Origin of the sequence: Bradyrhizobium sp. 160 (genome assembly GCF_023073735.1) — a bacterium.
In the GTDB taxonomy this organism is placed as follows: Bacteria; Pseudomonadota; Alphaproteobacteria; order Rhizobiales; family Xanthobacteraceae; genus Bradyrhizobium.
The window spans coordinates 20729-42811 of the sequence record NZ_JADPKD010000020.1 but is presented as its reverse complement, the minus strand read 5'-3'; the positions used below and the strand labels follow the sequence as shown (position 1 = coordinate 42811).

The 22083-nt window shown below is 59.0% G+C and carries 16 protein-coding genes and 1 pseudogene; 6 read left to right on the top strand and 11 right to left on the bottom strand.

The genetic code is table 11. The features are described 5' to 3' along the window. Positions 1-576: 576 nt before the first annotated feature. Positions 577-1321 (top strand): annotated as a pseudogene (locus IVA98_RS08785) (cysteine synthase family protein); the annotation flags it as partial. A 424-nt stretch (positions 1322-1745) separates the two neighbouring features. On the opposite strand, the gene IVA98_RS08780 reads toward IVA98_RS08785, so the two are convergent. The 8 genes from IVA98_RS08780 to IVA98_RS08750 all read right to left on the bottom strand — a co-directional run bounded on the left by IVA98_RS08780 (position 1746) and on the right by IVA98_RS08750 (position 11934). After that, on the bottom strand, positions 1746-4571 hold the full coding sequence (locus IVA98_RS08780) for an Ig-like domain-containing protein (RefSeq protein WP_247354662.1): 2826 nt from the start codon (positions 4569-4571) through the stop codon (positions 1746-1748). 348 nt (positions 4572-4919) lie between these two features. After that, entirely contained in the window at positions 4920-5102 is a 183-nt protein-coding gene (locus IVA98_RS37515) for a hypothetical protein (RefSeq protein ID WP_524536356.1), read from the bottom strand. Positions 5103-5438: 336 nt separating this feature from the next. Beyond that, complete coding sequence (locus IVA98_RS37510; protein ID WP_524536355.1) at positions 5439-5741, bottom strand: IS3 family transposase; 303 nt, start codon at positions 5739-5741, stop codon at positions 5439-5441. A gap of 238 nt (positions 5742-5979) precedes the next feature. Next, entirely contained in the window at positions 5980-7041 is a 1062-nt protein-coding gene (galE, locus tag IVA98_RS08770) for a UDP-glucose 4-epimerase GalE (RefSeq protein WP_247301078.1), read from the bottom strand. A 290-nt stretch (positions 7042-7331) separates the two neighbouring features. After that, positions 7332-8039, bottom strand: coding sequence for a D-sedoheptulose-7-phosphate isomerase (locus IVA98_RS08765; RefSeq protein ID WP_247301079.1), 708 nt, complete (start codon positions 8037-8039; stop codon positions 7332-7334). After that, positions 8036-9037, bottom strand: coding sequence for a GHMP family kinase ATP-binding protein (locus IVA98_RS08760; protein ID WP_247301080.1), 1002 nt, complete (start codon positions 9035-9037; stop codon positions 8036-8038). Before IVA98_RS08760 ends, IVA98_RS08765 begins: the two co-directional genes overlap by 4 nt. Next, positions 9038-10957 (bottom strand): HAD-IIIA family hydrolase, encoded by a 1920-nt coding sequence (locus IVA98_RS08755; protein WP_247354661.1) that lies wholly within the window; start codon positions 10955-10957, stop codon positions 9038-9040. Next, on the bottom strand, positions 10957-11934 hold the full coding sequence (locus IVA98_RS08750; RefSeq protein ID WP_247301082.1) for an NAD-dependent epimerase/dehydratase family protein: 978 nt from the start codon (positions 11932-11934) through the stop codon (positions 10957-10959). The genes IVA98_RS08755 and IVA98_RS08750 overlap by 1 nt, the downstream gene beginning before the upstream one ends. A gap of 320 nt (positions 11935-12254) precedes the next feature. Here IVA98_RS08750 and IVA98_RS08745 point away from each other — a divergent pair, with 320 nt between their 5' ends. Continuing rightward, the gene (locus tag IVA98_RS08745; RefSeq protein ID WP_247354660.1) at positions 12255-12539 is read left to right on the top strand and encodes a hypothetical protein; all 285 of its coding nucleotides are present in this window, start codon (positions 12255-12257) and stop codon (positions 12537-12539) included. 604 nt (positions 12540-13143) lie between these two features. On the opposite strand, the gene IVA98_RS08740 is transcribed toward IVA98_RS08745, so the two are convergent. From IVA98_RS08740 to IVA98_RS08730, 3 genes are all read right to left on the bottom strand, one after another. Next, positions 13144-13356, bottom strand: a complete 213-nt coding sequence (locus IVA98_RS08740; protein WP_247354659.1) for a hypothetical protein — start codon at positions 13354-13356, stop codon at positions 13144-13146. Positions 13357-13859: 503 nt separating this feature from the next. After that, positions 13860-14861 (bottom strand): glycosyltransferase family 2 protein, encoded by a 1002-nt coding sequence (locus IVA98_RS08735; RefSeq protein WP_247301084.1) that lies wholly within the window; start codon positions 14859-14861, stop codon positions 13860-13862. Then, positions 14848-16314, bottom strand: coding sequence for a glycoside hydrolase 5 family protein (locus IVA98_RS08730; protein WP_247354658.1), 1467 nt, complete (start codon positions 16312-16314; stop codon positions 14848-14850). The genes IVA98_RS08735 and IVA98_RS08730 overlap by 14 nt, the downstream gene beginning before the upstream one ends. A gap of 266 nt (positions 16315-16580) precedes the next feature. Here IVA98_RS08730 and IVA98_RS08725 point away from each other — a divergent pair, with 266 nt between their 5' ends. The 4 genes from IVA98_RS08725 to IVA98_RS08710 all read left to right on the top strand — a co-directional run bounded on the left by IVA98_RS08725 (position 16581) and on the right by IVA98_RS08710 (position 21975). Beyond that, positions 16581-17768 (top strand): GNAT family N-acetyltransferase, encoded by a 1188-nt coding sequence (locus tag IVA98_RS08725; protein ID WP_247301086.1) that lies wholly within the window; start codon positions 16581-16583, stop codon positions 17766-17768. Between the two features lie 61 nt (positions 17769-17829). Beyond that, a complete protein-coding gene (locus tag IVA98_RS08720) occupies positions 17830-19152 on the top strand; it encodes an NAD(P)-binding domain-containing protein (protein WP_247301087.1) in 1323 nt (440 codons plus the stop codon). 13 nt (positions 19153-19165) lie between these two features. Beyond that, positions 19166-20407, top strand: coding sequence for a carboxylate--amine ligase (locus IVA98_RS08715; RefSeq protein ID WP_247301088.1), 1242 nt, complete (start codon positions 19166-19168; stop codon positions 20405-20407). A gap of 50 nt (positions 20408-20457) precedes the next feature. Then, the gene (locus tag IVA98_RS08710) at positions 20458-21975 is read left to right on the top strand and encodes a glucosamine inositolphosphorylceramide transferase family protein (protein ID WP_247301089.1); all 1518 of its coding nucleotides are present in this window, start codon (positions 20458-20460) and stop codon (positions 21973-21975) included. The last annotated feature ends 108 nt before the right edge of the window (positions 21976-22083 follow it).

Below are 22083 nucleotides of genomic sequence, written 5' to 3'. Positions count from 1 at the left end.
CCCGCTGCGATCAGCTGGCCGAGCGGCTCCGGCGCAAGACGTGGCGCGCGGCTCCGGCTCGCCGCGCCGGACGGACCGATGGGCGGCTGATAGCAACGTCAACCCGCGCCACCCAGCCACCGGGAGGGAGCTATGAAGTGCCTCGAGCGTCACGGTCTGTATGCGCCCGGCGATTTGCCGATAGTGGCGGATTTCTCTCTACTTCCGCGCACTGCTGTGCTTGTTCCTGGAAGGTTCACCGGGCTAGAGCGCTTCCATTCTGCGGCCCTGTCGGCAAGTTTGTCATACTCAGCCGCGATGCGGAGCCGAGCGTGCGCGCCAGGTTCCGACCAGTTCATGCAGCAAACTAGGGCGTGTACTCATAAGCCCTTGCCCATATCCCGCGGATAACGAACTCCGCTCGGAGCTGCAGCAAAGTTCTCGTGAGCAAAAGCCCGATAGGTACAGCTGCTTCAGAACCCAATTGCCCATTAGGCAGGTTGGAAGCTCAAAACATAGCACAAAGCGCCTGAAGTAGAGAATCGAATTGTCCGCCGGGCAGCCTAGAGTTGCGCAGTAGTGAAGGTGAGGCAGGCGATGAACGGTATCCGGACAAGTTTCTTGGACGCCATCGGCAGTACGCCGTTGATCCAGACTGCGGTGCCGTCAGAGGCCACAGGTTGCGAGATCTACGGCAAGGCCGAATTTCTTAATCCTGGTGGCTCGATTAAGGATCGCGCGGCCCTAGCCATAATCAATGATGCTGAGCGGTACGGCAAGCTTAGGCCAGGCGGTATCATCGTCGAGGGAACAGCCGGCAAATGTAGGATTGGCATAGCGTTGGTGGCGAATGCCCGCGGTTATCGAAGCGTAATTGTGATGCCTGAAACGCAAAGTCAGGAGAAAAAAGATATGTTGCGGTTATGCGGTGCCAACCTACGCTTGGTGCCCGCCGTACCGTATTCCAATCCTGGTCATTACGCTCGCTATTCTGGTCAGCTCGCCCAGGAGCTCGGCGCTTTCTGGGCTAACCAGTTCGACAACATTGCCAACCGGGATGGCTGCTATCGCACTATTGGTCCGGAGATTTGGGAGCAGACGGCTGGAAGGATCGAAGGCCTTCCTTGCGCCGTTGGGAGCGGCGGCACCTTGGGTGGAATCGCGCGAGCCCTTAAGAGCGAAATCCGAGCATTAAAATTGCACTCAGGGATCCCATGGGGGCCGCTCTCTTTAACTGGTTTACCAAAGGGAGCTGACGACCGAAGGAGACTCAATCACAAGGCATCGGGTAATACGCGTTACCAAAAATCTGGAGGGCATGCCAATTGATACGGCGTATCAGAGACAATGACGAGGCCTTCGCTGTTGCCAGCATCCAGGCGGCGGGATTGAGGCGAACGCACGCTCGAATTCGTCCGCCGAATGGACAAGGAAGACAGTTAGTCCGGATGCTACTCGCTGATCCCTATCGATGCGATCCTGTAGACCGGCTGTGACGTTCTCAACGAGACGTGGGGCTTGATCGTGCGCTGTTCGCCATCGAGCAAGGCAGCTTCGACTGATCAATCGATGCATAAGAGAAATGGTAGCTGTTGCGTGCTCAGCCCCCTGCTGTACGACAACTCCAGCCGGCTGCTAACCAACATGGCTGGACCGATACGGCGGGGGACGCCCCCGCCTTGCAAGCCGGTGATTACTCACGCCTGAATCTTTTGCGGGAAAATTCTCCGAGGCGAACTTGGCTTTACTCCGTGTTGATCTATGCGTTACGCGAAGTGGAAGTCGTGGCTGTTCAACGCATCGAGCTTGGTGTTCTTCAGCGTCAGCGTGTCGCTCCCGGTCGCGATGACGACGTCGTGGCCGGACTGGGCGGCGTGGGAAAGAACGCTCGCAAAAGTATCGAACACGCCTTTGCTGAACTGAACCGCGTCGTGAGCAGGTCCTGCGGCAGCGAAGTCCTTGATGACGTCATGGCCGAAGTTCGACGCAAACTCGAACGTATCCGCTCCCCTCTTGCCGACCAGGATGTCATTGCCTGTGGTGCCGGTCAGCGTGTCGTTGCGGCCCGAGCCGATGATCGCCTCGCCCGAACCGGTTCCGACCACATGGCCGGTGGTGTCGACCTGCTCCGCGGTAAAGGCGTGGGTCTTGTCCGACAGGTCGGAGGTGTGGAAGCTCCACTTGCCGTCTGCATCCGTCGTGGCAGAACCGACCGAGATCGTGCCGTCAAGCAGTTTGATCGGGCTGTTGGGATCGGCAGTGCCCTTGATCGTTGCCGTGTGATCCCAATGCTGACGCACATTGGTGACTTCCACGGTTGAGGTGTCGCTACCGGTGTGCGAGCCAATCGGCGGGTCGATCGGCTGCGACAAGGCGCTGGTGTTACCGGCTGCGTCGGTAGCCGTCGCGGTGAAGGTGTGTGACCCATGCTTGAGATTCGGGGTCGTCACGCTCCAGTCGCCGTCACTTGCGACGGTCGCGGTGCCAAGCAGGGTCGTGCCCTCATAGAGCTTGATCAAGCTCCCCGCTTCCGCCGTACCGGATACGGTTGCGCGGTTATGTGTGGTCGGATCGCTCAACAGAACCGGAGCATCGGGGGCAGCGCTATCTACCGTGACATCCAGCGCAGTCGATGCCTTGCTGGTGACACCAGAGACCGTGTCGCTCGCGGTGAAGCTGTGCTTGCCGTCCGGCAGCGCGGCCGTCGTGTAGTGCCACGCTCCGCTCGCATCCGCCGTGACGCCGCCGAGCTGGGTCGTGCCGTCGAGCACTTTGACTGTGCTGTTGGCAGCTGCAGTCCCCGCCAGGGTCACCGTTTTGTCGCTCGTGATGTGATCACCGGCGGTGCCGGTATCGCTGGAGAACGAGGCGATCTTCGGCGCGGCGGGTGGCGTCGGGGCGGATGAGCCCGTACCCGAGGTCCCTGTACCGGATGTGCCCGTGCCGGACGTACCCGTGCCGGACGAGCCCGAAGATGAGATGACGGAATCGAAAGCCGCTGACGGGGCGCTTACGTTGCCTGCGACGTCAGTCGCGGTCGCCGTGAGAACGTGCGTACCTGCCGCCAGAGCGGCGGTTGTCACCGCCCACGCCCCGCTTGTGTTGGTCGTTGCGGTACCGACCTGCGTCGTGCCGTCATATACCCTTATCGTGCTGTTCGCCTCGGCTTGCCCGGATGCCACCACCTGATTGTTGCTGCCAACAGTATCGCTGGCGATCGTCGGCGTCGCCGGCGCCTTGGTATCGACAGTGACCGCCAGTGCAGCCGACGCCACGCTGGTCTGGCCGGACGAGTTGGTCGCGGTCGCCGTCAGCGTGTGCTTCGCGTCACTCAGGACTTGTGTGATGTAGTCCCAACCGCCTGCAGCATCGGCAGTCGTCGTACCGATCTGGGTCGAGCCGTCGTAGATCTTGATCGTGCTGTTTGCGGCCGCGGTGCCTTTGAGGTCGGGGGTGTTGTCCTTCGTGATGCCATCGCCAACCACGCCGGTGTCGGACGAGAAGGAAGCGATCACGGGAGCGGCAACCGAGCTAGAGCCAGTCGAGGACGTTCCGCTCGACGAGGTGCCGCTCGATGACGTCCCGGAGGACGAGGTCACGTTAGTGCCCAGGACAGTCTCGCCGCTGCCTGCCTTTTGATAGAGCTGGACATCGTCGATCTGCATCGTCATTGAGGAGGGAGTCGAGCTGTCGAGAGTCGTATGCCATCCGGCCGCGTTGGAATTCGCGACCGAATTGCTCAGGAGCAATTCCATCGGCTCGTTCGGGATCGGTGCCTGCGCGCTGGTCACCTGCGCCATCTGCTTGCCGTCCAGGTACCAGGTCATCGACTGGCCTGGCACCCAGTTGATGCCGTAGGTGTGGAATCCGGCTGTCAGGTCGATGCCGGTGTCGATGACCCCGCCGACCGCCCCCGAAGGCGTGTGAAGATGCCAGGAGAACGCCTGGTTAGCCGGCTCCGAACCGGTATATCCACCTTCCTGCATGTCGATTTCGAAGTTGTCGCCGCTGCTCGAGCCTTTGCCGGGCAGCAGCCAGAGCCCCGGCCACGAGCCGTCGCCGCTTGGCGCTTTCATGCTGATCTGAAGATAGCCGCCGTTGAATTCGAAATTGCCATAGCTGCTCACGGCGCCCGACGTAACGGGGAATGTATATGGCGACCCGCCGCTCACGCCGTTGACTGCCTGTTTGTTCGCCGTGAGATCCAATACCCCGTTGCTCACCGACACCTGGCTCGGCATGAAATATTCGGCGTCAAACTGGTTGCCCATTCCACTTCCGCCTGATCCATTGCTGTTCCATGGCCAGCCGTTGGCGGCATTGCTCGTGATGTAGTTGTGCCAGTAGTTGTCGAGCGTCGTCCCGGAGAAGTTTTCCTCGAAGACGAGATCGCTTGAGGTAAAGCCGGTGGGTGCGGAAAGAGTCATTCCGTATTCCTCTTTGACGTTGATAACAGGGAATTCCACCGCGGCGCACGATGGCGCGCGACATACCGCATGCTCGCAGCGCTTGCACCGCGAACAAATTTCCAAGCAGCGGGATTTGATTGCCCCCCAACTGCTAGCCGGCGAGATAATTAGAAAGTGTGGCAAAAAAAATATCAAAGTATGGATTGTACGAATGTATGCCCGGGGGAATATCCCGGACTTTTCGTGCAATCGAGCCGCGTTTTTAACCTGCTGCGGTGGTGATGGCCGGGAAAGGTGCGTCAAAAGTCGAGAATCTTGCCGGCCGCATGATCCTCGCGCTCAAGCCGCCTCTTGAGAGAAAGGCGGATCGCTTCAGGACGTCAGCGCGCCTCGCCGCGGTCCTGAAATGGACCCGGGGAGTGGGACCGCTTGAACCGATTTGTTAGCTGGAAACTGACCGCTCCTGATCCTTTCTATCACGCAGCCAGAGATTCTGTCTGCTGCTGTTGCTGCGGGAATGTGGTCAACGCGTCAGCGTTGTCCACCATGTCCACAGCCTTGTCGGCGTGCATCCGCTCGCGCCAGACTGCCATCGGCGTACGATAGCCGAGGGCCCTGATGAAGGCGACGATCGTTGTAGAAGGCAATCCAGCTCGCGATCCCTGTCTTGGCCTCGCGGCCGTCGGCATAGCCCTTGAGATAGATGTCCATCATGCTTGAGACACCGCCACAGCCGCTCGATGAAGACGTTGTCCATCCAACGACCGCGGCCATCCATGGAGATCTTGATCCCTGCCCCCGCCAACGCGCCGGTGAAGGCCGCACTCGTGAACTGCCGCCCTGGTCGGTTTGAAAATCTCCGGCGCGCCGTACTTCGCCAGCGCCTCTTCCAGAGCCGCCACGCAGAACGAGACGTCCATCGTGTGACAACCGCCACGCCAGAACCGCACGGCTGGCCCCAGTCGATGATCGCGACGAGATAGAGAAAAGCCGCGGCGATGGGCAAATACGTGATGTTGGCCGCCCATACCTGGTTCGGCCGGTTGATCGTCATGTTGCGCAGCAGATGGGATAGATCTTGGGGCCAGGCGCCGGCTTTGCCGGGTTCGGCTTCGGTCCCGGCGCCGCGATGCCCATCTTGCGCATCAATCGCTGCACGCGCTTGCGATTGACCTGAAGCCCCTCAGCCTTCAGCATCGCGGTCATTCGCCGGGGAACGGCTAGGCGTGCATCAAGGCAAGGTCGTTGTCGTTGGCCGGCCATGGCGGCCACTTTCGCCTGCTCCCGCACGGCTTCCAGCGCGATCCTTGCCTTCAACGCCGCGTCGATTTTGCGTCTCATCTTCGTCGTCATCATGCGCTCCGTCTATCAAACGGAGCAGCCCTTTCCAACTAAGCTCATGGTCCCAAAATCGCGGTCCATTTCAGGAGCCGGTGGAGCCAAGGCCGGCGACCAAGGGGAGCGTGGGCCAGCAAAGCACGTACCGGGCGCAGAGCCGGATTCGCGTGACCCAGGCGCTGGACCGCGTACGGCAAGCTGCAAAGCTTGGGAACAAAGAGCGGTCCACTGCGCTTCACCACGGCCACTATGATCAAGCACTGCGAGAATAACCCCGCACCGGACTCTCCTGGCTCACCGGCCCGCCGACACGAGGATAGCCGTCTGGGTTTTTCATTTGCCAACGCCAATGATCCGCACACATCTGCGCCAGTGACCGCGCTGACGTCCAACCGAGCACATCGCGCGCAAGTGTCGGATCAGCGTAGCAGGTGGCGACATCGCCTGCCCGACGCGGACCAATTTCATAACGGACACGCCGGCCGCTGACCGTTTCAAAGGTCCGGATCACATCCAGGACGCTGCTGCCATATCCGGTGCCAAGATTAACCGTGAGCACCCCCGGCTGCGCCAGCTGCCTCAAGACGCTGAGATGACCTGATGCGAGATCGACGACATGAATGAAGTCGCGGACGCCGGTGCCGTCAGGTGTGTCGTAGTCGTCTCCCCAGATCAGCAGCCTCTCCCGCCGTCCAATCGCAACTTGCGCCACAAAGGGCACCAGATTGTCCGGAGTACCCAACGGGTCTTCTCCAATGAGACCACTGTCGTGAGCCCCGACTGGGTTGAAGTAGCGCAGAATTCCAATGCGCCAATCGTCGTCCGCCCGATAGAGGTCCCTAAGCATTTCTTCTATGAAGAATTTCGTTCGACCATACGGATTTGTCGGTCCGAGCGGATGTTTCTCGTCGAGCGGCAGGTACGTCGGCCGTCCGTAAACGGTCGCCGACGAACTGAAGACGAGGGTTTTTACCTTCGCCCTCTTCATGGCCGATACAAGTCGCATCGTTCCCATTACGTTGTTCTCGTAATAGGTCATCGGACGAAGGTTGGACTCGCCTACGGCTTTCAGCCCTGCAAGATGAATGACTGCCGCGACTCCGCAACGACGAAGTATTTCGTAAATGGTTTCCTCGTTGCGCATATCGACGTGTCGAAAGTCGAGCGATCGCCCGCTGATATATTGTGCCCGTTCGAGAGCGGCTCTGTTGCTGTTGGAAAGATTGTCGACTACGACAACTTCGAGCCCGGCGTTCAGCAACGCGACACAGACATGGGATCCGATGTAGCCGGCGCCTCCAGTCAACAAGATCATCTCGGACACCCTCCGTACTGGCCCAACCGGCTTCGCGCGCTGCCGGCATCGGCGTGGCTATGCTCCGCAGACTCCGAGGCGCGGTAACAGCTGATATGGTAAGGCTTCGTCGGCTCCTCCAAGCCGTCATACGTAGGCGAGCGTGGTGAGTTCAACGCCGACCATCAGCAGCCGCAGTCCCGTGTTCCGCAATTCATTTCCAACTTCTTGCCCGTCGATAACCACCCCTCACGTGCCGCAGCGCAACAGTGCGGCAGGACCACCTCCTCCGGCTCCTTGCGCCGATTCACTCATGCTCTGTGGAACCCATTGCCGGAAAGAGCAGGCGCCTTCCCAAGGGAGCCCTCCAGCGGCGCCGCGCCGTTGTCGGCGCCCCAAGCTTCGCCCGCACGTCCAAGACAAAGACACTGCATAACGAGATGCCCGAACATCGCATGTATATCTTCCGAGAGCTGCATGTCATTCACATTAACCAAAACTACGTGCTGGGCGATCTGCCTAAGCACTCCGCCGCTATATCCACAAAGACCTAATGTAACTGCACCACGATCGTTAGCATATCGAACAGCACGCAGAACGTTTTCCGAATTCCCGCTTCCCGAAATCGCAATAACCAAGTCGCCATCATTCAGGATGTTCTTCAGCTGTTCGACGAATACATCCTCGAACGAGATATCGTTCGCGTACGCGAAAGCCAGGCCCACATTGTCGATCAGCGACCGACCACGAAAAGGACGCTTGGTAGAGAGATAGATGCTCTTATTCCAGTCCGTGATGAAATGTAGCGCTGTAAGTGAGCTGCCCCCATTTCCAAGCGTGATTATCTGCTTGCCATCCTCCTGCGCTTGCGCGATCAAGGCTACTGCACTATCGAAACTCTGGTGGTCCAGTGAAGCAAGAACGGCCTCGAGCTTTTTGAAATAGGCTTGAGCGCTACCGCAAAACTGATCGAATAAGTGCGCTTCGGCTGACCGGGCCCTATTGCTAATATGCTTCATTGAGTGAGCTCCAATGTCGGTTGATAATGAACGATGCGGCTCCCGGCGAAGTCGAACTTCACAGGAATGTGCTGCAGCTCCCCCAGGGCTCTCTTGATTGCGTCGTGGCGATCGGGAGGCGCGAAGAACATGAGAAAACCTCCCGCACCTGCTCCGAGCAGCTTGCCGCCCTTGGCGCCTGCTTGTAATGCTCTTCGATACCAACCATCGATCGCGTCGTTCGTGATTTCTTCAGCGAGGCTCTTTTTTAGGAGCCAGTTCTCGTGGAGGACTTCGCCGAATGCATCGAGGTTCCATCGATGCAGTTCGTCGCAAAGGTGATACGTGAGCTCGACCATCCGCCTGAGCGCTCTCCGCTTTTCCGACGCCCTGCCGATGGCCTCTGACTGTCGGACGAGAATGTCTGACGCGCTACGCGTAATGCCGGTGTAAAACATGAGAACCTGCTTCTCGATTGAAGCGATAAAATCACGTGGGCATATGAGCGGCGAGACCGAAACGCTCTCATCGGGGTGAAACTCGATAAGATTCAATCCCCCGAAAGCGGCGGCATACTGATCTTGCTTCCCAATCGGAGCGCCACAAAGTTCTATCTCAACTAGACAGCTATCTGCGCCGAGCTTTGCCTTCGAGACATACTGCCCGCGAAACGCATTTAGCGCGTGCAGAAGGCCAACGGTAAACGTGCTGGAGGATCCAAGTCCCGTTCCCTTCGATGGAATATCCGCAATAGTTGTTATCTCAACGCCTCCACAGATCCCAAGATATCCCATCGTCGCCCTTACTATCGGATGCTGGATCTGCTCAACGCTATCCACCTCTTCCGTTTTGGAATAAGCGACTCGAGTGCCATTATCGAACTTGCGGTTCACATTCACATAGACGTACTTGTCGATAGCGACGCTTAGGACGGCGCCGCCTTCCCGACGATAGAAGGCAGGGAGATCGCTACCACCCCCCACAAAGCTGACTCGAAGCGGCGTCTGACTAATAATCATTCAAACTGCCTCAATCGGCTCAATCTCCTGCAATCGGACGCGATGTTTTGCGCTCGCGCGCGATGCCAACACGATCGGTGTCTCGTCCTCTTGACGCGAACTGTAAATACTCGCAGCAGACTCCCGATCCATACCTCGCCGCAAGTATTCTCGCATTACGCGGGTCCTCCTCAGCTCCTCATCGACATCAACGAAGAATGTGTGCGAACGCCCTCCCAAGACCGCATCGGACAGCGAGAGAGCAATAGTCCCCTCCACGACCAGGACGGTTTCAGGAGAAATGGTTATCTGCTCCGATCTTGGATGCGATATGCGGCTTAGGTTTTCGTAAAAGGGCAGATCGTGCGTTTCGCGAGAACGCACTTCCGCCAGACGGCTTAGAACTCTCCTAATCTGGTCCACGTTGTAGCGCCCCAACACTGTTGGTTCGCGATCTGCGCCAGACCGTATCCAGCGATCAAGCGCAAGGACCTGCGTCTCAAGGCCACGTCCGCGAAGAACCTCCGCGATGGCGCTGGCAAGAAAACTCTTTCCGCTCCGGGAAAGGCCGCCTACGAAACAGACATCACCTGGCTTCACATGCGCGGTCAGATCAGATGCCGAGCGAAGCAAGAGCGGATGAACGGCGAGAATGAACTTAGCAGCTTTAGACAAGTTTGAAACGGTATAGTCAGGCATGACATGATACGTGCCATCCAGCCCGCCCGCGCCCGTCTCGACTAGGATCGATCTGATGCCAGACCGTTTTGCGAGAGCGGCATCTGTTGAGGAATCGCCGATAATCCAGGATTGACTCCGGTCGACATTGAAAGCCTCGATCGCCACATCAACCAGCCCAGTGGAAGGCTTGCGGCATCCGCAGCGGATCTTCAGTTCTTCCACCTCACCGACAAAGCCGCGATCTGGATGATGCGGGCAAAAATAGATCGCATCAACGAAAGCCCCGCATCGGCCAAGCTCGGTCTCCATCTTGTTATGGATTGTCTGCAGGTCTCGCACGGAGCAATTACCTCTCGCCACAACGGGCTGGTTCGTGACGACAATTGTCCGGTATTCGGCTCGGTTGAAACAAGCGATCGCGGCCGCAGCTCCGTCAATCAGTTCGAGGCGTTCGGGACGATCGACGTGTCCATGGTCCACATTGATGCACCCATCCCTGTCCAAAAATACGGCTTTCTGCGGTGTACTGAGTGAAGCTCGAGCTATGCGGCCCGATTCAAAGTCAGCACAAACCTTGTCAAGTCTCTCAGGGGTTCCAGCATCCTTTATATACTCAGGGCTGTTGTAGCTTGTTATCTTCATGCCGAGCCGAAGCATCTCAGGAAAGAGGTCCTTGCCGAAATCGAGCGGAGTTGCTGCGGCGCGCCACGGGGATAGGGCTTGCTTTCGAATGTAATAGAGAGCCGCGTTGACTCTGTTTGGGTAATAGCAACCGGGATCGTGTGGATATGGATGGAACGCGCTAACCATGCCGTCTTCTGAAGTTTCAATCAGATCGGAATCCTGCGGGTGGTCATTCGGATGGGTCAAAACTGTCGCCGCTGCTGCCTTGTGTTCTTCATGGAAGCGCTTGAAGCGGTTGAGATCGATGTCGAGCATCGTGTCGCCATAGATCGTAAGGAAGTCATCGTCGAGCAGATCCAAAACGGAAAGAACTGCTCCAGCTGTCCCGCGAGGCGCACCGTCATTTACGCAACGAACGTCGATCCCCCAGTTATCGCGTTGATTGCAAAACTCGACGATTTGCTCGGCTGCATGGCTCACCAGAATCAAAATTCTCTCGATGCCGTGCCGCTTAACGAGCCCGATCTGGTGCTCAAGGAGCGGCCTGCCACCTACGTCGACCAGTGACTTGGGCAAATCACCTGTCCGGCTCCTGAGCCGTGTCCCTCGACCACCTGCAAGTACAACCGCCTGCATCACAGGTGTCCTTCCTGTCGCACGATTTCCACGATGGCTTTGCGAACGGCATCAGCCGAACCAAGCTGGGGCCGCCAACCAAGCGCACGGATTTTTGCTATATCATAGGAAAATCGGGGAACATCCCCTGTCCAGCCGCGGTCGTCAACTCCGTATTCGATCCCGGCGCCCGGCGCGACGGCCTCGACAGTTGTTTCCGCTATAAAGCTAACGGTTACCCCTTTGTCCTCAGGGCCGATATTGTAGTACCCAAGCCGCTCCGATGCGTTTTCACGCAAGTAGGCAAGCGCATCAATCAGATCATTGACGTGAAGATATGCCTTCCGCTGTCGTCCCGATCCCAAGACATTCAGTTTGTTTGGCGTGCTCCTTAGCTTTCTTACGAAATCCAGAACGACGCCGTGGGTTGCTGGAACCCCGATCACGTTCGGAAAGCGAAAAATCAACGCCCGATGTAGCCAGTTCTCGACGGCAGCGCTTATTAGCGCCTCCGATGCGAGCTTCATGGCACCGTAATTGGAAATGGGTAGCAGCGGCCCGTCATTCTCGCTGATCGGAGCCTCTCCCAAGTCGCCATATACAGCTGAACTCGAAGCGAAAGCCAGAAACGAAATCCTCGCCTCCTTCATTGATTCCAACACGTTGAACGTCGACAGAAAGGTATCGCGCAGATCAACAGAGGCATCGGCGATTCCCGCCGGAATGTCCGAATTGGCAGCCATGTGCCACACTTCGGAAATCGGAATTCGGCTGTGGCATCTCAAAAAGTGGCTTCTCACTGCACCCCCGTTTGAGAGATCTACCTTTTCAAAGATGAACCTCTCATTCGTAAGGAGCCCACTCACGTTATCCCGGCAACCTCGTGACAGGTTATCAAAGCCGACGACCGGATATCCGCGATCAATAAAGAGCCTTGCGAGCTTGCTTCCTACAAAGCCCGCGACCCCTGATATGAATATAGCGTGCGGTTCGCCCAATCGGATTGCCCCTTCCCTGTGTGCGCAAGCTCTCTCAATTCTTCCGGGTCATGCAACCGCAGCGCGCGATGGATCGGCGCAGGGTGACCCGCATTTCATCTTCGGGCTGGATAGAGCCCACCTGCTTCGCGTTGCAGTTCAATGGCCTTGGGGCAAAGGTGACTCTGCAGCAGGGCCATTAAGGTCATGCGCTTTCCTCGAGCGTATTTGAATCATCGCATGGTTTTCTCCAATCAGCGATCCTTCCTCCGGGGTAACCCCATCTTGTTGATCCGGATGTAGCCGCACCGCGCCCGCCTGTACGTCGGCTCCCATCGATAATGAATAATGGCCTCGACCTCGTGTTCCCAGATGATTGTCGCCACCACTCGGGAAAGGTCGAAATCGTCTCGAGCGACGAGGAGGCCGCTTGGCAAGAGTTCGGCATAGCGAGGATCCAGCCGCGGTCGTTTCTGGGCGTCGTCGCAACACGCAAAGAACGCGAGATCCGTGAGCTGATCGGGCGCCACGTCGCCGGCGGAATCGAGGGCAGCTATCGGGTCTTAGCGCTCCGAATTGTCGGTAGCGTCAAGGAGGAAGAGGGAGCCGAGCGATGTATCGATTGACGCTCACAGGGATCCCGAGGTGACCCAGGCCGTGTAGACCGTTCGGTATACGAGGAACGAAGAAGGCCATTACGTCGCAAACGCTCAAAATGTAGCCTCAGATGTATGTGAAATTGATTGACCTGCGGATGCGCCGGGCCGCTCGGTGACCCTTCAACACCATGAGGTCGTCCTTAGTTTGTCCGGTCCCTCTGCGCCCAGGGCATTCCCCGTCCGGCCTCGTCCGGGTGCAAGCGAGTTATGGTGAGGCCTATCTCGATTAGAAGCGCGGTGAGCGTCCTCAGGTCGTAGTTCGGATGCCATTCCATCCTTATCCGCCCGATCGCGGCGAGAACCTCGTGGAAAGCGCTCTCAAGGATCTCAAGTTCGGCGCCCTCGCGTCCATCTTGAGGAGGTCGCAACGGACGATCCGGTTGCTCGTAAGCACGTCAGCGAGCGACACGCAGTCGATCTCGACGCCGCCTGAGGCGTTCGCGTCAATCACCAGAGAATGCCCCCGTGCCCGTCCCCGACACGTGCAGGATGCGCTTTTAACTGCATCCGGCGGCTCCCTGGCGCATGGACTTGATCGGCCCGCCAAGGCCGTTTCGACCTACGTTGTGGGTCAGCCTGCAGTAATTTTCGGGCATAGGGTCGTATGCGATGACCGTGGCGCCTGCCCTCGCGGCGCAGACGAGAAGATGCCGATATTCGCGCCGATGTCGATGACGGTCCAGCCGGTGGACACTTCTCCGTATTCCCGTGCCAGATACACGACCCCGATCGTCGCTAGGTCGATTGCTTCGTCCGTCTCGATCCGCGTGCCGTCGCGCAGCACTTAGGTTCGCGGCCCATCTGCAGACGTAATCGATGAGGAAGCTCGGCCAGTTCGCGATCGTGCGAGCGGCGGCCAGCGTGTAGCCGACGTTCTCCAAAGTCTTGCCTCTGAAAAGGCGATGTCCGACCATGCTTGGCGCCATGTTGGACAATAGCTAGGAGCACCGCCGGCAGGCCATACCCCGAAGTGAGTAGGCCAGTCGCAGGGCCCACAGATGGATGAAGCAATTGCGCCGGCTGGTTAGTCTGGCGTCTCGTCGCTCATCAACAGATGCGAAATATCCGGCAGATCCGGTCGACCAATTCGAACTGAAAGCGGCGCTGGTGCGACAGCCCAAGGACGGATAAAGAGACATGCAGGCCTCACCTGCCTTAAGTGCGCCGCTGACAAGCTGCCAGTGGCGCAGGGACGACGCGCCGCGCTCTGTCTTGTGAGGCGGCGACCTCTCGAGTCGTCGGAACGGCATCGGTTCTGGGTTGGCCAGCCCTACCGGATCCGGCAGTTCAGGTATAGTTGATCTTGCGTTCGCCGGACCGACGCGTTTTGCCAAGTGCTTGCAATAACCGCGTTTGTCCATAGGCGAGGGCAGTGACGGCCAAGCCGACAAAAATCGCAAATGCCCGCCCAAAGTTCCCGGTGATCAGATAGCGGAAGAAAGATTGTGCGATCGTCAGCACATACCGCCGCTCCGAACCAAGCCCATCCCGCGAACCGGTCACCCCGGTCAGCACGGACTTGGCGGTTCCTTCCATGCGACAGCGGCGGACGAAATAGCGCCACGTCGTCCGTTGGGCCGGCACAACATGCTGGATACGCGCTTGGGGGCAATAGAGCCAGATACCGCCCGGAAACAGGCGTGAGGCGCGAATGCAGAATTCGGTTTCGTCGCAGGCCTCGGACACCGCTTTGCCTCCGCGCGGCCCGCCAAGTCTCGTCGAGCCTCCGCCCCACCCGGCGGTAAACCCGCCAGCTCGACGAATCACCTCGGCGCGCACCGCCATATTAGCCCCAAGCAGGTTGCGAACTTGTCCGTTATGGACTGGCATCCCGGTGTAGGTGCAACCGATGATCCAGTTGAATTCAGCGGGGAACCAGCGGGGCGGTGGCCGGAGCCACAGCGGATCGATATGTCCGCCGGCACCGAGAACGCGCGGATCTTGGAACGTGTCGACGAGATACGCGAGCCAATTCCGATCGGCGATTGCATCATCGTCGAGAAAGACAACGATCGGGGCGGTCGCCAATTCGGCACCGGACGTGCGAGCACCTGACAGCCTCGCCGCCTTATTCACGATGACCGAAATCCCCTCCATCTCGCGCGTGGCACGCTCTAGCAGTGCCTCGCTTTCCTGATCGATCACGACGAAAATTTCCCTCGCCGGATAAGTCTGCTCGCGCACTGACGCGACAGCTGCATTCAGTTCGCTCCAACGATCGAGCGTATGCGCGCAGATCACGACGGATACATCGCTGGGCTTTCTGTCATCGATTTCAGAACGTTCCAAAGCGGCCCCCAAACTCCTCAAGCTGCCGACTTAGTATAGGCTCAAGAGCCCGATCGGGGAACGGCATTTCGCGGTCGTCGCCGAAGAGCTGGTACTGCTGACGATCTCGAAGCACCAGGCGTACCGATGCGATAGCCGCGTCTAGATCATCCCAGCGATCAAGCGTGTAGGCGCAGATGACAACTGACGCATCGATCATTTTCGATGATCTCTTTCGTTCGCCTGTTGGGTTGCGGGCATTGGTCGCTTCCGTGCGGCAGGCCGACGGTGCGGTCATCGGAGCTCCCGGACATTTTCTGACGCCCGGCTGTTTTTCGGGGGTCTGTACGGCCCGCTCTGCCCCGGCTTTTGGGATGTTCCAGAGCAGACTTGCGTCATTGCGGATGTCGAAGTGCTCATACTCGTCGACGGGGTACCTTCCGCTGTCCTGCCGCCACACGACCCAGCCCGCGCAGTTGGGATCGCGCGCAAGAGTATCGAGCCACATCCCGTACGCCTCGGCCGAATCACCGTTGGAGCGGGCATAGCCGAATTCCTCCAGAAGGACCGGCTTTCTGGCGCGCAATGCCAGCTGACAGAACTCGGTTATCGTATCGTTGAATTGCGTTATAGTGAGCTTGTAGAAGAGCGGGTAGCCGTGCCATGCCCCGAAATCGAGCGTCAGAATCATCAAATCGGCCATCTTCGCGATCATGTTGGCGTTACCTGAGCTGACGAGATGATTGGGATCGAGCGACTTAAAATGCGCCGACATTTCGGGCGTCCAGGCCAACCGCAACGATTCCGGGCTCGCATTGCCTACGTTCATGAGCTCCCAGGCCATGATAGCCGGATCATCCCGGTAGGCTCGCCCGGTGAGCGGGTTGACCCGCTGCACGACGTAACTGAGCCAGGTCCTGTAGTCCTGCTTCGTAGGCCGGTCTTTGAAGAAAAAACCGGACTCATCCTGGCTGCCATACCAGGGGCGCATTTGCTGGGCGCCGCCCGTGTAGGTATAGAATTCCAGGAAGGCGATGATGAACTTCATACGGCGCTTGCCGGCCTCGGTGACAAGGAAATCAACCTTCCCTATACCGTCGGCGCCATCATTGATGGCCGTCCTGTTTTGGACCGTATCCCAATAGAGCAGGTACGTGCCGTTGACCGCGAGATCGCTGGTCTCGCCCTGAAGCTTCCAATTCCAGATCGTCGCGACGCTGCCGTCGAGCGAAACAACGACCGGTTGCAAAATGATGCGGACCACATTGGCGCCCATCGCCGCCGCATCGTCGAGAACGCGGGCGACCTCCTCATGCGAGCCGTAGGGCAAATAGTGATTGTTCACGCCCGCGACGAAAAACGGCATGCCGTCCAGGGTGAATTCTGTTCCGGAGGTCTTGACGAACGACGTCGCGGACGGGTTGTCCGCCGCGCTTACGGCCGCCGGCGCGCACAGCAACACGAACACCAGCATCCGTACTCCGGCGTTGCTCAGCCCGCTTCTAACCCGTTGCCAGTCGACAATCATTCCTCCACGTGACGCTGTCAGGGACGGCGCGCAAGAGTCCCGAGGGATTACTCCCTCTGGCCTTGCCACAGGCGGTCGCCGATCAGGCATAGTGCTGTCCATTAAAGTAGCCACACAAGGGTCCTTTGTCAGCAGTCGCGCCCGCCGAAGCGTTCGGCTCCGGGAAACGCCAGGCCGCGCTGACCAATCGTGCAGAGCTTCGAGGAGCAACAATGCCTGATGCGGTGATCGAGGTCAGGGTGGAGGCCTTGCAGAACATTGCCCTACTTGAGAGCTCTTGGAAGGAACTCGAAACGCACGCACACCACTCGCTTTTCTTGTCCTGGCTCTGGATTGGAACCTGGCTGCGACATCTTCCAAAGGACGTGCAACCGCACGTCCTGGTCGCCCGGACGGGTGACAGGATCGTCGGCCTGGCCATCGTTTGCCGGCGGCGGGCGTGGAGTTTTGGGCCGCATGTGCGGACGCGTTGGCTGCTGAACGAAACCGGCAATAAGCGCTTCGACCGATTGTTCATCGAATACAACAGTATTCTCGCAGAGCGATCTTCGGCCGAAGCCGTTATCGCAGCATGTCTCGAGGCTCTGACGCAACGCCTACAACGGTCTGATCAGCTTGTGCTCTCGGGCATTGGTACTGAGCTGGAGTTGACCGCTTGTCGCACAGCGAGCCGGGCCGGGCTGGTCGCTGAGGTGAAAGAGGCAGAGACGGCGCGATGGGTTGATTTTGCCAAAGTCCGCCAGAACAGCGGAACTTATCGTGCCGCGTTGGGCCGCAGCACGCGCCAAGCCGTCAGTCGTGCCGTACGGTTATATGCGCAACGCGGCCCGCTTGATCTCCGGACCATGGAAACGGCATCTGAGGCCCTTGCCGCGTTCGATTTGCTGGTCGATTTGCATCAGTCCCGATGGGGACGCAGGGGATGCTTCGCCAACTCGAATTTCCGCTCGTTTCATCAGGAGCTGATTGCGCGCGGAGTGCCCATAGGCGCCGTGCGCATCTCGCGGACCCTGGCCGGTGACCAGACGATTGGGGTCTTGTACAATTTCGTCCATGACGGCACTGTTCTCAATTACCAAAGCGGTTTTCTTTATGAACGCGATGGCCGGCTCAAGCCCGGCCTTGTCAGTTATGTGCTGTCCATTGAGGACAGCATTGCACGCGGGGAGCGTTGCTACGATTTCCTGGCGGGGCCCGCCGGCCATAAGTCCCATCTGGCCAACGCCGAGCATGCAATGAAATGGATCGCGATAAGCAGAGACAGTCCGGAGCGACGCGTGGAAGCGGAGCTCCGGCACACAACTCGGATGCTGGCGAGCCTTACCAGGCATCTGAAGCAGGGCGCTCTGCATCTTGCCACTGAAAGGAAACTGCGTCGCTGCATTCCGTTTGTCGGGTGACGTTCTCAGAGGATCGGCTGAGCACTGGGCCGTTGCCGGGGAAGACCAAGGGAGGTACGCGTTGTCCAATCTATGTGACGTGACGATCGTCGGTGCCGGCCCCTATGGGCTGTCCATTGCAGCACACTTGCGCGAGCTGGGCGTGGATTATCGGATAATCGGCAGCCCCATGGAGAGCTGGAAAAGCAAGATGCCGAAGGGCATGTTGCTCAAATCAGCGGGGTTCGCGTCAAACCTTTCCGATCCCGAGCAGGCCTTTCCACTCAAACGTTTCTGCCACGAACACAGCAGTCCTTATGACAATCTCGATCTGCCAATTCCGCTAGAAACATTCTGCGCTTACGGATTGGAGTTCCAAAAGCGCTGTGTGCCGGATGTACAGCAGCAGGAGCTAGTCTCCGTGAGGGCCGTTTCGGGAGGGTTCGAATTGCGCATGAGGAGTGAAACATCGTTCCGGACGCACAACGTGGTGATCGCAACAGGCCTCAACCATTTCCATCACATGCCCGAACAGCTCTCACACCTGTCGAGCGAGAAGCTATCGCACGCCACCGACGTTCACGACTTTGAAAGATTCAGAGGGCAGCGCGTCGCGGTCGTCGGAGGCGGCGCATCTGCAATAGATATCGCGGTGCTCTTGAACGAGGCAGTAGGAAACGCTCGGCTCATCTCGCGTACGCCAGCTCTCATTTTCACTGGCAGGTGGGGAGGCTCGGGCGCGCACCCGCTTTTAAGACCTCTGGTGCTGCCGGTATCCGGGATTGGCCCGGGTTGGAAACATAGGCTGTTCGCGGATTTGCCTTGGCTGTTTCGCTATTTTCCCGAGTCCTATCGAGTCGGCATAGCAGAACAATTTCCCTCGCCGGCCGCAGGAGAGGCAATGCGAGATCGGCTGGAATCCGTTCCCTTACATCTCGGGCGCTCGCTGCAGGAGGCGAGAGTATCCGGGCAAGCTGTGCAGCTACGATTGGTCGCGATGGACGGCAGCACCGAAGTCGTGGAGGCAGATCACGTGATCGCGGCCACCGGATACAGAGCCGACGTGAATCGGCTGCCATTTCTAAGCCCGGCAATTTTGCAGGAGCTGCATCTTATCGGCAACGCTCCGCGGCTATCAGTGAACTTCGAATCGTCGGTCCAGGGACTCTATTTCGTGGGTCATGCATCAATCAGAACGTTTGGCCCCGTCATGCGCTTCGTGTTTGGCACCGACTTCACCGCTCGCAAAATATCACGGCATCTGGCGAATGCGGTGCTTCGGCAAAGGCGAGAATCGGCTCCCCTGGCGCCCGAGACGCACCGACCACGGCTCGACATTGCCGGCCTTGAAAGATCTGCGGCCATCCACTTCGACCCCATCAAGAAACGGCGGTCCTCTCGTTAGGATTGGAGCCAGCATGCCTGGTCGAACGGTCAATACGCGGCATAATACTCGGGCCTCGGATGGCGCACCGGCCGCCATAGTCCTCGGAGGAGGAATCAACGGCCTGTCTGCCGTGCGCAGCCTGGCTCAGGCCGGACTTCGCCCGGTCGTCGTCAGCAATTCAAAGTACGACATCGCAATGGCATCGCGATATGCGCGACGGTTCGTCGTCCCGACCTTTGATGGCGAAGAATTCGTGGAGGAACTGCGTGGGTTGCGATCAACATTGCCACAGGGCGGTGTCATCATATTTGCCGACGATCGTCCGCTTTTGACAGTGTCACAGTATCGCAACCATGTCGCCCCCCTGTTCGAGTTCCAACTCCCACCCCATGAACTGCTGGTCGATCTCACTCTGAAGGAACGATTTTTTCGGCTGGCCCAGCAGCATGGCTTTCCCGTGCCGAAGACCCTCTTGCTGCGCGACCATCGTGACTTGAACGCTCTGCGTGACCTTCACGCTCCATTCTGCGTGAAGCCAAACTGTCGCTCCCAAGCGTATGACGGCGCTTTCAAGAAGGCGTACCGTGTTGAGACCGAAGCCGACGCCCGGTCGCTCTGCGAGCAAGTGCTGGACAGCGTCGGCGAGGTAATCGTTCAGGAGTGGATCGAGGGGTCGAATGACTCGATCTACTTTTGTCTGTGCTACCTGGCTCCCGGTGGCCCTGTCGCCTTTGCTGGGCGCAAGGGTCGCTCCTGGCCTCCGCAGATCGGCTTGACCGCGAGTTGCTGGGCGGCGCCCGAAGCCGCCGAGCAACTGGAGGACCTGACAATCCGCTTCTTCCAATCGATTGGATTGACGAACGGCTTCGCAAGTATGGAATACAAGCGCGACCAGCGTGACGGCGTGTTGCGGTTTGTCGAGCCAACCGTTGGGCGGATCGATGGTCAGGTGGAGATCTCCGCACTCTGCGGCATCAATCTCTGTCATGTCGGTTATTGTGACGGTGCAGGCCAGCCACGCTCTCCATTGAATTTTGATCCGACGCATGTCTGGCGCGACGAATTCAAGGATATCATCTCAGCTTGGCTCCTCGGCACCAGCTGTTTCTATCCACCTCGTCATCGAATTCACAACGCCTACTGGCGCTGGGACGATCCGGCTCCGGCGCTTTTGGCGGCAGCGATTAGCGTGAAGCAGATAATACGGCGCACGTTGGGACACTTTCCCAACTCCAAAGCGTCAGCGGGGCAGGAAATGCATCGGGCCGGTTGATTGTCTCGGCGTTACCTTGTGTTGGCCCAAACTGGGCGTGAAGAACGACAATGCGCATTTGCCTGAAACTTGATCCTTCGCGGCTTCTGCGCTGGCATCTGTGGCTAGCAGAAGCGCTTGCCGAGACGCCCGGCAACACGGTCTACTGCGCGCTCGCGGCCAGCTGTTACCCGCTCCCGCCGATATCTCGTCTGCTGCTCGAACTCGAACGACTGGTCTATGGCTTTCGCGAGAACAGCGCCACCGACACCGTCGAGGCTCCGCTCCGGTCCCTGCCGCCGCTTCCGGCCGGCGAAGTCGACGTGGTGATCGATTTTAGCGCGGAGGAGCCGCTCCCGGCCGGGCGGCGCGTGCTAACGCCGCTCTTCAACGGGATCGCCGGCGAGATCGGGGTCATGGCGGCCGTGGCGCAGGATCAGGACCTTCTCGTCGACGTGCACGACACCCTCCACCCTTTGCGGCCGTTGACAGCTCGTCCGGCCAGCGCAGACCGTGAAGTGTTCGCAGCAAGCCTGGACAGTGCCCTCTCCTGCGCGGTCACACTGATCCTCAAAGCCTTGCGCGAGGAAACGGGTTCAACCGCGCCAGGTGTCTCGCGTCCACGGACTTTCGCGCCTCGGCTTGGCGCGATTTCCGTTTTGGCGCGGGCGACCAACACGGTGATATCCAAGGCAATCAGGTTCGTCGACATCCTGGCGAGGGGCGGCAAGGCTTGGGCAATCGGCTGGCGCTTCGACGACGCGACGAGCCTGCTCGACAAAGGGAGCGCAGCCTTCCATGTTCTCACCGGCGACGCCGGCAATTTTCTCGCCGACCCGTTCCCGTTTCGACATCAGGGGCGAGACTACATCTTTGTCGAGCAATACCTCAATGCCGAGAGCCGCGGATGCATCGCGGTCGTGACCGCGAACCGAAACGCAGCCACTAACGCACCGCAGATCGTCCTCGATGAGCCATATCACCTATCGTACCCGTTCGTGTTCGAGCAGGACGCACAGATCTGGATGATCCCTGAGTCGGGAGCGGGGAGGAATGTCAGCCTTTACAGGTGCGTGGAATTTCCGCACCGATGGACACGCGAGGCCTGCCTCGTCGAAGGCAGGGAATTTTACGATGCCACGCTGCTGCACCATGAGGGCGCTTTCTGGCTTTTCGTCAGCCCGAGGTCATGGAAGGCCTCGTCCTGGGATACCCTCAGCCTCTACCGTGCCGAAGAGTTGACCGGGCCGTGGACGCCGCACGCGGAAAATCCCCTACTGATCGATGCGACGCTCAGCCGTCCCGCAGGCGCGTTCTTCCGGCACGGTGGGCGCACACTACGTCCGGCCCAAGACTGTTCGCGTCGCTATGGCGGCGCAGTGACGCTTTGCCAGATCGATGCGCTCAACCGGTCGGAGTTTGCGCAGACGCCGGTCGGCCGCATCAGGTGCGGCGCGTTCGGGTGCCATACCTACAACCGCCGATCCGGCATTGAGGTCATCGACCTGTTCGGTCATGTCAGGGGATTGCGAGAGGTCACGGCCTCCTATGGACTGCTTGCATCCCGCCCACCGGCCACGCATGGATAGACTCCCGCCCTCGCCGATACCGATCTGGCAGCCTTGCGAAAGTAGGTGCCCAAGAGCGCCGCAGTCGAGGAGGTAGCTGCTGGTACGGTGAGGACGGGCCTGAAAGCA